Origin of the sequence: Pseudomonas sp. OVF7, from assembly GCF_030644265.1 — a bacterium.
Lineage (GTDB): Bacteria > Pseudomonadota > Gammaproteobacteria > Pseudomonadales > Pseudomonadaceae > Aquipseudomonas > Aquipseudomonas gorinensis.
This window is the reverse complement of the sequence record NZ_CP128996.1, coordinates 4,562,531-4,574,700: the sequence shown is the minus strand read 5'-3', so window position 1 is coordinate 4,574,700 and position 12,170 is coordinate 4,562,531. Positions and strand designations below refer to the sequence as shown.

Below are 12,170 nucleotides of genomic sequence, written 5' to 3'. Positions count from 1 at the left end.
AAAAAAAGCCTTAACTGAACGGCATTGGGGCTTGCCCCTCCCACCTGGGATTCATGGGGTCTGGAGGATTTATATCCGGGCCAAGGCTTGCGCCAGGTCCGCCCGCAGATCCTCGACATCCTCAACCCCCACCGACAACCGCACCAACCCATCGCCAATACCCAATTGCGCGCGCGTGGCGGCGGGGATGCTTGCGTGGGTCATGATTGCCGGGTGTTCGATCAGGCTTTCCACGCCCCCCAGGCTTTCGGCCAAAGCGAAGATTCTGACGTTTTCCAGGAAGCGCCGGGCGCCGGCCAGGTCGCTGTTCAAATCCAGCGAAATCATCCCGCCAAACCCGCGCATCTGTCGACGCGCCAGTGCATGCTGGGGATGGGACGTCAGGCCGGGATAGTGAACCCGCGACACTTGCGGTTGTTGTTCCAGCCAGGTCGCCAATTCCAGTGCATTGCTGCAATGGCGCTCCATGCGTAGGGCCAGGGTTTTCACGCCGCGCAGGGTCAGGAAGGCATCGAAGGGCCCGGCAATCGCGCCGACCGAGTTTTGCAGGAAGCCCAGGCGTTCGGCCAGTTCCGGGTTGTCGCCAACGATGGCGATGCCGCCGATCACGTCGGAGTGGCCATTGAGGTACTTGGTGGTGGAGTGCACCACGATGTCGAAACCCAGCTCCAGCGGGCGCTGGATCCACGGGCTGGCGAATGTGTTGTCGGCCACGCAGAGGATGCCGCGGTCACGGCAGATGCGCGCGATGGCGCTGAGGTCGGTCAGGCGCAGCAACGGGTTGCTCGGGGTTTCAACCCAGACCATGCGCGTGTCGTCTTGCAACGACGCTTCAAACGCCGCGCCATCGCTCAGGTCGACAAAGCTGAAACGGTGCCCCGCGCTGCGCTGGCGCACCTTGTCGAACAGGCGAAATGTGCCGCCGTACAGGTCGTTGCCGGAGACGATATGGGCGCCTGCATCGAGTAATTCCAATACGGTGGAAATCGCCGCCAGCCCCGAGGCGAAGGCAAACGCCTGGCTGCCGCCTTCCAGGTCGGCCACGCAGCGTTCCAGGGCAAAGCGCGTGGGGTTATGGGAGCGGCCGTAGTCGAACCCCTTGTGTACGCCGGGGCTGTCTTGCAGGTAGGTGGAGTTGGCGTAGATCGGCGGCATCAGCGCGCCCGTGGTCGGGTCGGGTGATTGCCCGGCGTGGATCACACGGGTGGCAAACGCGCTTCTATCGGGCTGACTCATGCAAGGGACCTCCGTAGGTGATTGAGCAGGTCGACGCGGGTGATCAGGCCGTGGAAGCCCGAGGCGTCGGCGATGATGGCGACCAGGCCGCGATCCAGTTCCGCCTGCAATTCGGCGAGGCTGGCGCTGGGGGCCAGGGTTTGCACTTTATCGGTCATGGCGCTGGCGACGATCATCGAGAAATCCGCGGCGTCATGGTGCAGGCCCAGCAGGATGTCGGATTCGTCGATCACCCCCACCAGTGTCTGGCCGTCCACCAGCACCGGCAGTTGCGAGACATCGGCCAGGCGCATGCGCTGGAAGGCGGTGAGCAGGGTGTCGTCGGGGCTCACGCTGATCACGCGGCCATCTTCGAAGCGGCGGGCGATCAGGTCGCGCAGGTCGCCGTAGTGCTTGTATTGCAGCAGGCCCGCATCCTTCATCCATTGGTCGTTGTAGACCTTTGACAGGTATCGCGTGCCGGTGTCGCAGACGAACGTGACCACGCGCTTGGGCTCGGTCTGCGCGCGGCAATAGCGCAGCGCGGCGGCGAACAGGGTACCGGTGGAGGAACCGCCGAGAATGCCCTCGGCCTTGAGCAGTTGGCGGGCGTGGTCGAAGCTTTCTTCATCGCTGATGGAATAGGCTTGGCGCACGCTGGAGAGGTCGGCGATCGACGGAATGAAATCCTCGCCAATGCCTTCCACCGCCCACGAGCCTGGCGTTTCCAGGCGGCCACTGCGGCTGTATTCCGCCATTACCGAGCCCACCGGGTCGGCCAGCACCATGGCCAGGTCGGGTTGTACGCGCTTGAAAAAGCGGGTCAGGCCGGTGAGGGTGCCCGCTGAGCCGACCCCCACCACAATCGCGTCCACGTCGTGCTGGGTTTGCGCCCAGATTTCCGGGGCAGTGCTGGTTTCATGAGCCAGGGGGTTGGCCGGGTTGTTGAACTGGTCGGCGAAGAACGCGTCGGGAATGCCCTTGGCCAGGCGCGCGGCCACGTCCTGGTAATACTCGGGGTGGCCCTTGCCCACATCGGAGCGGGTGATATGCACTTCGGCGCCCATGGCCTTGAGGTGCAGCACTTTTTCCGTGGACATCTTGTCGGGCACTACCAGCACGACCCGGTAGCCCTTGGCCCGGCCTACCAGCGCCAGGCCCAGACCGGTGTTGCCGGCGGTGGCTTCGATAATGGTGCCGCCAGGGCGCAGGCGGCCGTCGCGTTCGGCGGCGTCGATCATGGCCAGGCCGATGCGGTCCTTGATGGAACCACCGGGGTTTTGCGATTCGAGCTTGAGAAACAGGGTGCAGGGGCCGGTATCGAAACGGCTGACGCGTACCAACGGCGTGTTGCCGATCAGTTCGAGGACGGCGGGGCGGGAAGGCGTAGGCATGTCGTCACCTGGTTACGGGATGGGCGTAGGGTGGGGGACAGCAAAAGGCAAAGCATGGCTTGGAACATAGGCCGGTATCGGGCGGCTCGCAACCGAGCGGTCGGCTGGGTGTCTTTTTTTGGCGCATGGGCGACGCTCGGGTGCGCCATCAACGAGCAGGCCCGAGCACCTGGATGGGCACGCGAGCCCGCTCATCACAGCGTTTCGGCCTTTGGCCTGGGGTTTGCTTTAAGACAGGTCAACTTGGATACAAGATGGGAATCCCTATGCAGAGCGTTATCGGCTGGACCCTTGGCGAATGGCACGCGGCCTATCGCAGCGGGGCGATGACCCCCGACCGGTTGTTGAGCCTGGCGGCGCAATACAGCGCGGATGACAGCGCCTGGATTGCCCGCGCACAACCTGAGCAATTGGCCATGCAACTGGCGCAATTGAACGACAGGCTGGACGCGGTGGGCGGCGATATCGACAAGTTGCCGCTGTACGGCGTGCCATTCGCCATCAAGGACAACATTGACGCGGCGGGCTGGGACACCACGGCAGCCTGCCCGGAATTCGCCTACAGCCCAACGTCGGACGCGACCGTAGTCGCCAAACTGCGAGCGGCAGGTGCGATTCTGATGGGCAAGACCAACCTGGATCAATTCGCCACTGGCCTGGTGGGCACGCGCTCGCCGTATGGTGCGGTGGGTAACAGTTTCAATGCCGATTACGTCAGCGGCGGTTCCAGCTCCGGCTCGGCGTCGGTGGTTGCCCGCGGGCTGGTGGCGTTTGCGCTGGGCACCGACACCGCAGGCTCGGGCCGAGTACCGGCAGGGTTCAACAATATCGTCGGGTTGAAACCGACCAAGGGCCGGTTTTCGAATACCGGCCTGGTGTCGGCCTGTCGCACGTTGGATTGCATCTCGGTGTTCGCCCTGACCGTGGAGGATGCCGCCGCGGTGGCGCAGGTCGCACAGGGCTATGACGCCAGCGACGCATACTCGCGTAGCAACCCCAACACGGCGCCGGTGAGCGTGGGTGCCTCGATCAAGCTGGCAATACCGGCGAGCCTGGAGTTCTTCGGCGATACGCAGAACCAGGCGGTGTTCGAGCAGGCGGTCGAGCACTTCAAGGCGTTGGGCGCGGTGATCAGCGAGGTGGATTTCAGTGCGTTCAAGGCCCTGGCCGACCAGTTGTATTCGGGGCCCTGGGTCGCAGAGCGCACGGTGGCCCTGGAGGGCATGCTCGAACACCAGCCGCAGGCCATCAACCCGGTGGTGCGCGGCATTGTCGAAAATGGCCTCCAGTACAGCGCCTGTGATGCCTACAAGGCCGAATACCTGCGGGCCGAACTCAGTCGCCGCATCAACGACACCTTGGCGGGGTTCGACGCCTTGCTGGTGCCGACCTCGCCGACGATTCGCACCCGCGCCGACATGGTGCTGGAGCCGGTGCGCTACAACGCGCAATTCGGCTACTACACCAACTTCACCAACCTGGCGGACCTGTCGGCGCTGGCGCTGCCGGCGGGCCTGCGAGCGGACGGTCTACCGTGCGGCATTACCCTGCTCGCACCGGCCTGGCATGACAGCGCCCTGGCGCACCTGGGCCAGCGCTGGCAGGCCAGCCTTGAGTTGCCGCTCGGCGCAACCGAACGCCAACTGCCGGCACCCGCTGCTGCCCAACAGGCACCCGGTACCGTGCGCGTGGCGGTGGTGGGCGCCCACCTGAGCGGCATGCCGTTGAACTTCCAACTGACCACACGCAACGCCGTGCTGGTGGAGCAGACCCTCACGGCCAGCACTTATCGTTTGTATGCGCTGCCCGGCACCGTGCCGCCCAAGCCGGGGCTGGCCAGGGCGGAAGGTGGCCGATCGATCATCGTCGAGCTGTGGGACATGCCTATCGCCCGTTTTGGCGAGTTCGTCGCTGAAATTCCCGCACCGCTGGGGATCGGCACCCTGATGCTGGCGGATGGACGCAGTGTCAAAGGCTTTATCTGCGAACCCTGGGCCCTGGCGGATGCGCTGGATGTCACTGAGTTTGGCGGCTGGCGCGCCTATGTCACCAGCAAGGGGTAAGCATGCCGCTTTCAACGCTGAAAAAACCGCGCGAGCGCCCGGACAGCCTGGCCGAGCAGATCTATGCGCAACTCAAGGCGGATATCTTCGACTTTCGCCTGTTGCCTGGCGACCGTTTCAGCGAGGGCGAAGTGGCCGAGCGCATGAGTGTCAGCCGTACACCCGTGCGTCAGGCGCTGTACCGCCTGGAACGGGAAGGCTACCTGGCGGTGTACTTCCGCAGCGGCTGGCAGGTGAAGCCGTTCGACTTCACCTATTTCGAAGAGCTGTATGACGTGCGGATCGTGCTGGAACTGGCCGCTGTCAGCCGTTTATGCGCGATGGAGCAACCGAACCCGATCTTGCAAGGGCTGCAGGCGACCTGGCTGGTGGAGGAACGTGAGCGCCTGCAGGACAGCCAGGCGGTGTCGGCGCTGGATGAACACTTTCACTGCGCCCTGGTGCAAGCCACCGGCAACCGTGAGATGGCACACATGCACTACGCCCTTACGGAAAAGATCCGCATCATCCGGCGCCTCGACTTTACCCAGGCTTCACGCATTGCGGCGACGTACGAGGAGCATGGGCAAATACTCACTGCGATCCTGCAACGGCGCGGCGATCAGGCGCAGCACTTGCTCAAGCGGCATATCGAACTGAGCAAGCAGGCAGTGCGCGAGATCACCTTGCATCGGTTGCAGATGGCCAAGCCGCGCACGCCTTGAGCAAGCCCGTAGGCGCGAGCTTGCTCGCTCCTACACAGGCATCATTGTGCCAGGGCGGAGAGCGGCTGCACCCGTGCAATCAGCGCCGCGCTGGCTCGCTGCATCGGTGCGCGCAATTCGCTGCCGATCAAGCCCTGCAATGCCAACGCCGCTTTCACCGGTGCCGGGTTGGGCTCCATGAACAACGTCTGGATCAGCGGCAGCAGCTGGAAAAACGTCTGCCGCGCTTCGGCCAACTGGTTATCCCGCACCTGCTGCCACAGCGCCACAAACTGTTCGGTATGCACGTGGGCCGACGCCGCGATGGCACCGCTGGCACCCAGGCACAGCGCGTTGAAGAGCTGGATATCCTCGCCACACAGCACATCCACTTCGCCACTGGCCAGCAGTGCCAGGGTATTGCCGAGGTTGCCGCCACAGTCCTTGACCGCCTTGATGCGCTCATGGGCGACGATGTTCAGCAGGGTGGCCTGCTCGAAGGTCACGCCGGTGCGATAGGGGATGTCATAGAGAATGATCGGCACACTGGACGCATCGGCCACCGTACGAAAAAACGCTTCGAGGCCGGCCTGGGAAGGGCGGATATAGCTGGGCGCCGGCACCAGTAAACCGGCCACGGGGCGCTTGAGGACTTGGTCCTGGAACTGCAGCAATTCAATCTGGTTATTGCCCGCCAGGCCCATCACCACACGGTGCGCCGGCACCCACTGCAACACGGCATCGAGCACGGCCAGTTGTTCCTGGCGGCTCAGCGACGCGGCTTCACCGGTGGTGGTGCAGACCATGATCCCGGCCACGTGCTTTTCCAGCAAATGCTCAACCAAACGGCGCAGGCCGATAAAGTCGAGGGCGCCGTCGTGAAACGGCGTGACCACGGGAACCCAGATACCTTGAAACGCTGACATGCTCTTTCTCCTGATGGTTGACCGATTAAGTCACCGTCAGAAGGGCAGAGGGAATTGTGCAAGGGGAGGGTGTCCGTCGCGCTCAATGTCCTGTCAGCTCATCTGACGGGACAGCGCGCCCCGGTCACATGAGCGACTGTTTCTTCGATTTGAGGGCGTGTGCAGCGCAACCTTGCGCCTTGGCGATCAAGCCAATGACGGAAAAGTTAACCAGCAACGTTGCGCACATGAGCGGACACACCCTGAAGAAGGCCTCCATCTTCAGGGTGTGTGAGCAAATGTGTCAACCTGATTGAAGGTGTTTTTCACCTTGTGGACGGTTACTCGAATTTATCGATGCGTGTATCGGAGTAGAAAAACTCATTCTTGTCCGTGCTCGACTCCAGGAAGTACGCATAGTCCGTCAGGTAGAACAGGTGGTTAACCCGGTTGTATTTGTCGTTGTCGTTGCGGCACGACAGGGCCTTGGCGCTGCCCAGCAGGTTGGGGTTGAGTTCACTGGCCGGCAATTGGCGCTCGACCACGCAGCGCGTGATGGTCTGTTTGTCGTAGTTGCCAATCACACTGTTGAGGGTCGAACGGGTGCTTTGGTAGACCAAGGTGTCGCCCACCGGCAGGGCTTTCCAGTTACCGGTGAAACTCAGCTGAGTCGTCGTCGTGCTTTCGGCCATGCTGCCGCCGAAGGTGCTCTTGGACACCAGGTCGATCAGGTTTCGCCAGCTTACCGATTGGGATTCGTAGCCTTCGCCACGCAGGGCGATCGACAGCTGGCCGCTGGCGGCGTCGCGGCTGATGAACTGCTCACTGGTCGAGTTGCTGGTCTTGCCTTTCATGGTCGAGGTGCCCGTGAAGTGCACGTACTTCAGGCTGCGGGTCGGTTTGTCCTGGTCAAATTGCGCCAGTGCCGCCAGCACCGGTGGCTGTACCGAGCCCAAGGCGATGGTCGCCGGGGCCTTCAGGCGCGGCTTGAACAGTGGCAGCGCGGCGATCTTCTCGGGGGTGGCGCAGACGCTGTTGAACAGCAATTCATAGTCGGTATCGCTGCCGACAATGTTGCGTGGCGTCGGGAAGCTGTCGACCCGGCCGTCACTGACCCGATTGCGTGCATCCAGGTCATAGCCGGCCAGCTCCTTGTAGGTGCCGTTAGCGCAGGACACGGCAAAGTGCTCGCGCTTTTGCGCGTAAGGCGCGTCGTAGGGCAGGTCGTTGAGCACCGTTGGGTTATCGAACGCCGCCCAGAAGCGGACTTCGCCCTCCACGGTCTTGATGCTCGCGGCGTCAATCAGTACCCAATTGCCACGCTCATCCGTCTTGACCAGGCGCCAGTCTGGCTTGGGGGTTTGGGCGCACGCGCGCACGAAGGTCGGGTTGGCGGCCAGCTTCGCGTGCAGGTCGGCTGACAATTTGCGGGCCTCGGTGTAGCGCCCGGCCTTGAGTGGGTAGACCCGCTGCGAACCGTCGAGGTACAGCAAGGACAGTTGCGGCGAAGAACACGCGGCCTCGAACTGCATGGTGCGGCGTGCACCCGGCGTCGACAGCGGCATCAGCAGCTCGAAACTGAGCAGATCGCCTTCGCGCACGATGCTGTTTTCCACCAGCGGCTGGGCGAGGGTGTCGGCGAGCATCTGGTCGACTTTGCTGGCCTGGGTGGCGCAGCCGGACAGGGTGGCAAGGCCGCCCACTAACAAAAGGGTAGAGAAAAAGCGCACAGGAGCCTCTTTGAGTCCATTCAGGGATGTAAGGATGACGGCAAGTGGCGCCGAATCTTTAGCGTGCAGGGTGTGGCGGGGGCAAAGTCTAGTCAGCGTGGCGCGCTCTGTACAACGCCTGTGCAGCGGCCTTTGGGCCGTAGAGTGCCCCAAGGCGCTGCCGGGTGTGTTCAGCGATTGGCGATTGCGGCCTCAATCGTGGCGATGTCGATCTTGGTCATGCTCATCATCGCCTCGAAGGCGCGCTTGGCCGTTGCCGGGTCCGAATGGGTCACGGCGGCCGACAGCACGCGCGGGGTGATCTGCCACGACAACCCCCACTTGTCCTTGCACCACCCGCAGGCACTCGGCTGGCCGCCGTTGTCGATAATGGCCTGCCACAGGCGATCGGTTTCGGCCTGGTCATCGGTGGCCACCTGAAACGAAAATGCCTCGGTGTGCGGGAACGCCGGGCCGCCGTTCAGGCCGATACACGGGATGCCCATGACAGTGAAATCGACGGTCAGGACGTCGCCCTGTTTACCCGCAGGGTAATCGCCAGGCGCGCGGTGGATGGCATTGACCCGGCTGTCCGGGAAGGTCTTGGCATAGAAATTCGCAGCCTCCTCGGCGGTGCCGTTGTACCAGAGGCAGAGGGTGTTTTTATGCGTCATCTCAGGGCTCCACGGTGGATGGGTGTGTGGAGTCTAGACAATGGGCTGAGGCGCGGCAGTCGCGCTTGTCGGCCCAGGACAGCCCTTACAGCTGGCGTTCGATCGCGGCCTTATCAATCACCGACCAGACGTGGGCGATCTTGCCGTCGACGTATTCATAAAAGACATTTTCGGAGAACGCGACCTTCCGACCGTTGATCGGCAAGCCGAAGAACTCACCCTTGGGCGTGACGTTGAAATTCAACCGGCTGGCGAGGGTGGGCGGGTCGGCGACCAGCAGCTGGATGTGGAAGACCAGGTCGGGAATTTCGCGAAAGTCCCGTTCGAGCATGGCGCGGTAACCGGCGACGCCCACGAGGCGGCCATTGTAGGTCACGTCCTGGTGCAGCAGATTGGGCAAGCGTTCCCAGTCCTGCTGGTTGAGGCAGTGGATGTATTCGCGGTAAAGACTGGCCAGCGCATTTCTGTCCATCTCATTCATTTCGAACCCTCCGTCAAGCCCGTCGCGCCATCAACAACACCGTTGCCGCTGCCGACAACAACCCCGCACAGCAGCGATTGAAGACACGCTTGCCCCGCGGCTCGGCAAACCAGCGGCGCATATGCAGGCCCATATAGGCATAGACGCTGATCGCGATCCATTCCAGCGCCAGGAACAGCACGCCCAGTACAGCGAACTGCGGCGTGATCGGCTGGCCCGGTACCACGAACTGGGGGAGGAAGGCGGTGAAGATCAGGATGGCTTTGGGGTTGCCTGCCGCCACCAGGAATTCCTGACGCGCCAGTGCCCACAGGCTGACCTTGGCGGTTGCTGACTCCGCGTGCGCCTGTGGATTCGCACCCCACAGTTGAAACGCCAGATAAAACAGATACGCCGCGCCCAGAATCTTGATCCCGTAGAACAACAACTCAGAGGTTTGCAACACTACCGCGAGGCCGGCTGAGGCAAGAGCGATCATACCGGCGAAGGCGAGCAAGCGGCCAATGCCTGCCAGGCAGGATGTGCGGTAGCCGTAGCGCGTGGAGTTGCTTACGGACAACAGGTTATTCGGGCCAGGCGCCATGTTCAGGGCGAAGCAGGCGGGGAGGAAGAGGGCGAGGGTGGCGAGGTCCATGGCGGCTCCGGGTTTGAGCGGACGGGGAGGGGCGAGGATAAGGGGATTGGGGGCGGTTGGACAATGTGTGTACGGCCAACACGCCTGGCTTTTTTGCGGGATGGATCATCGGTCAGCCCCCCTTCAAACTCTGTAAAAAGCTTGGGCAATACTGGGGGGGAAGGCTTCAACAACATTTGACGTTAGCAAACACCTCGAGAAGAAAGCATGTTTGGAACGGAGCGGCCGGCTTTTCTTCAAGTCGTCTTGAATCCCGTCCGAGAGCATCGCGCCCTTTTTGAAGCATTGTCTGATGCCCAGGTAGAACAAAGTACGCTATCGGTCTGCGGTGAATGGTTCGACGCAGCAGCCATCTGATCAGCTCGCACTGCGCTGATACGCAACTGTGGATGGGAAGACCGGTTCGCTTGGTCGTTGGCACGACGATACCTGTGTCCTGCGACTAACCAGGGGCCATTTCTCGCAGCAACGCGGCTCGCGATGAAATGGCAACAGACCCTAGAGCTGAAAGCGCGAGATGTTCTCTCGCAATGTCACGCTGGTGCGTGCCAATCCTTCGCTTTCCTGCTGAGCGCTGCGGAAGGCGGCAGCGGATTGCTCGGCGCTTTCGCTGACGGTCACGATGCCCCGGCTGATCTGCTCGGCAACGGTACTCTGCTGCTCGGCGGCCGCGGCGATTTGGTGGTTCATGCCGTTGATCCGCTCGATCATGGTTACGATCGTGCTTACCGCGTCACCGGCCTCGGAAACGCCGGACACCGACTGCGCACTGGAGCGTTTGCAGCGTTGCATATGCTGCGAGGTCTCGTCGGCAATTTTCTGCAGACTGGCGATCAGCCCCTCAATCTCTGAGGTGGCCTTCTGGGTACGCTGTGCCAGGCTGCGGACCTCGTCGGCTACCACTGCGAAGCCGCGTCCAGCCTCGCCAGCACGTGCAGCTTCGATGGCTGCGTTGAGGGCCAGCAGGTTGGTCTGGTCGGCCACCGACTTGATCACCTCAAGCACGCCGCCGATATTGCCGGTTTCATTCTTCAGCCGGCTCATGGCCATGTTGGACTGTTCGATTGTCTCGGCCAGCTCGCCGATCATGTTGACGGCATCTTTGGCCTTCTGCTGGCTGTACAGGGCCGCGCTATCGGCATCGCTGGCGGCACTGGCGGCGGATTCGGCATTGCGCGCGACATCCTGCACGGTGGCGGCCATTTGGTGAACGGCGGTGACGATCTGCTCGACCTCGCACTGTGCCATGGCCACGCTTTCGGCGTTTCTCAGGCTCGATTGGCTAAGTTCCTGGCTGGATTCGGCCACGGTCTGTGAGGACAGGTTTATGCCCTTGGTCATGTCCCGCAGGTTCTCCTGCATGCTCAGCAGGGCGGCCATGATGCTGGCTTGTGGTGGCTCAATCGTGCGCTCGCTAGCGCGCAAATCGCCCTGGGCAACTCGTTGGGCGAGCTGGTTGAGTTCACTCGGTTCGGCACCCAGCGCGCGCAGCAGGTTGCGGCTGATGACGTAGCCCAGTACCGCTGCTAGTAAGACGGCCAGCGCAGTAATGGCGAGCAGCAGGTTGCGTTGTGACAGATAGTTTGCGTCATTTTCGCTGACCTGCAGGTCTGCCTTCTGGTTGGTGTAGCGCAGGAATTCGCCAATTGCCTGGGTCAGCTCGGCCAGTAAGGGTGTGCACTGCTCGCTGACCATGCGCAGGGCCTCGTCGTTTTCACCCTTGAACAGGTGTTCGGCAATGGTGTGTGCTACCGGTTTGTAGCGGCTCTCGACCTGCTCGATGGTTGAGAACAGTTCACGTGCCTTGGGCGACACATCATCATGGCTATCAATTGCCTGGCGTAGCGCGGCGAGGCTGCCGGCCACCATTTGTTCGTTGATGGCAATTGCGCCTCGCTGCTGTCCTCTCGCGGTGACATTGCTGTTCAAGGCGATGTTACGCAGGGCAATCGCGCGCTGGGCGGCGGCGTCGTTCAGTGTGTTGGCGAGGCGGGCGCGCGCATCAATGCCATTAACGTAGAGAAAAAAGTCCTTATTGCTGTTAGCCAGGGCGTACAGCGAGATAGCGGCGATCAGCAGCATAAACGCGAGCAGGCTGGCATAGCCGGCATAGAGACTGGTCCGTGTAGAGAGCCGGGGAGTGTGCGATGGCATGATGTACCTGCGTAATGGGAGGAGCGGTTTAGGGACACCTGCAAGCGTATGTATTCGCCCTTGGTCCGCATCCTGCGCAGGTATTCTTTTGTCCGACGGCAACCAGTCGCGGTGTTATTTCCTGGCTAGTCGAAACTTGTACAGATTTTAGTATTTGTACAAGTCTTGTACAACTATATTGGTGTGATGTCGTCATGGCATCACTCAATCCCGATGAACGGTCGGTAACCTCCGATTTCTGGCAGGCGCGGGAAATAG

General features: G+C 62.1%; 10 protein-coding genes. 2 read left to right on the top strand and 8 right to left on the bottom strand.

The features are described from left to right. Nucleotides 1-69: 69 nt before the first annotated feature. Together QU606_RS20805 and QU606_RS20800 are read right to left on the bottom strand one after the other, a co-directional pair. A complete protein-coding gene (locus QU606_RS20805) occupies nucleotides 70-1,236 on the bottom strand; it encodes a cystathionine gamma-synthase (protein ID WP_304997459.1) in 1,167 nt (388 codons plus the stop codon). After that, the gene (locus QU606_RS20800; protein WP_024075783.1) at nucleotides 1,233-2,609 is read right to left on the bottom strand and encodes a cystathionine beta-synthase; all 1,377 of its coding nucleotides are present in this window, start codon (nucleotides 2,607-2,609) and stop codon (nucleotides 1,233-1,235) included. The genes QU606_RS20805 and QU606_RS20800 overlap by 4 nt, the downstream gene beginning before the upstream one ends. 266 nt (nucleotides 2,610-2,875) lie before the next feature. Here QU606_RS20800 and atzF point away from each other — a divergent pair, with 266 nt between their 5' ends. Beyond that, nucleotides 2,876-4,672 (top strand): allophanate hydrolase, encoded by a 1,797-nt coding sequence (atzF, locus tag QU606_RS20795; protein ID WP_304997458.1) that lies wholly within the window; start codon nucleotides 2,876-2,878, stop codon nucleotides 4,670-4,672. Nucleotides 4,673-4,674: 2 nt separating this feature from the next. Then, entirely contained in the window at nucleotides 4,675-5,376 is a 702-nt protein-coding gene (locus tag QU606_RS20790) for a GntR family transcriptional regulator (RefSeq protein WP_304997457.1), read from the top strand. A gap of 41 nt (nucleotides 5,377-5,417) precedes the next feature. On the opposite strand, the gene dapA is transcribed toward QU606_RS20790, so the two are convergent. The 6 genes from dapA to QU606_RS20760 all read right to left on the bottom strand — a co-directional run bounded on the left by dapA (nucleotide 5,418) and on the right by QU606_RS20760 (nucleotide 11,912). Then, nucleotides 5,418-6,281, bottom strand: coding sequence for a 4-hydroxy-tetrahydrodipicolinate synthase (gene dapA, locus QU606_RS20785; RefSeq protein WP_024075780.1), 864 nt, complete (start codon nucleotides 6,279-6,281; stop codon nucleotides 5,418-5,420). A gap of 320 nt (nucleotides 6,282-6,601) precedes the next feature. Further along, nucleotides 6,602-7,990, bottom strand: coding sequence for a hypothetical protein (locus QU606_RS20780; RefSeq protein WP_024075779.1), 1,389 nt, complete (start codon nucleotides 7,988-7,990; stop codon nucleotides 6,602-6,604). Nucleotides 7,991-8,160: 170 nt separating this feature from the next. After that, on the bottom strand, nucleotides 8,161-8,643 hold the full coding sequence (locus QU606_RS20775; RefSeq protein WP_024075778.1) for a VOC family protein: 483 nt from the start codon (nucleotides 8,641-8,643) through the stop codon (nucleotides 8,161-8,163). A gap of 85 nt (nucleotides 8,644-8,728) precedes the next feature. Continuing rightward, on the bottom strand, nucleotides 8,729-9,115 hold the full coding sequence (locus QU606_RS20770) for an ester cyclase (protein WP_093235662.1): 387 nt from the start codon (nucleotides 9,113-9,115) through the stop codon (nucleotides 8,729-8,731). Between the two features lie 22 nt (nucleotides 9,116-9,137). Then, the gene (locus tag QU606_RS20765) at nucleotides 9,138-9,758 is read right to left on the bottom strand and encodes a LysE family translocator (protein WP_304997456.1); all 621 of its coding nucleotides are present in this window, start codon (nucleotides 9,756-9,758) and stop codon (nucleotides 9,138-9,140) included. Nucleotides 9,759-10,256: 498 nt separating this feature from the next. Beyond that, nucleotides 10,257-11,912 (bottom strand): methyl-accepting chemotaxis protein, encoded by a 1,656-nt coding sequence (locus QU606_RS20760; protein WP_304997455.1) that lies wholly within the window; start codon nucleotides 11,910-11,912, stop codon nucleotides 10,257-10,259. Nucleotides 11,913-12,170: the final 258 nt, after the last annotated feature.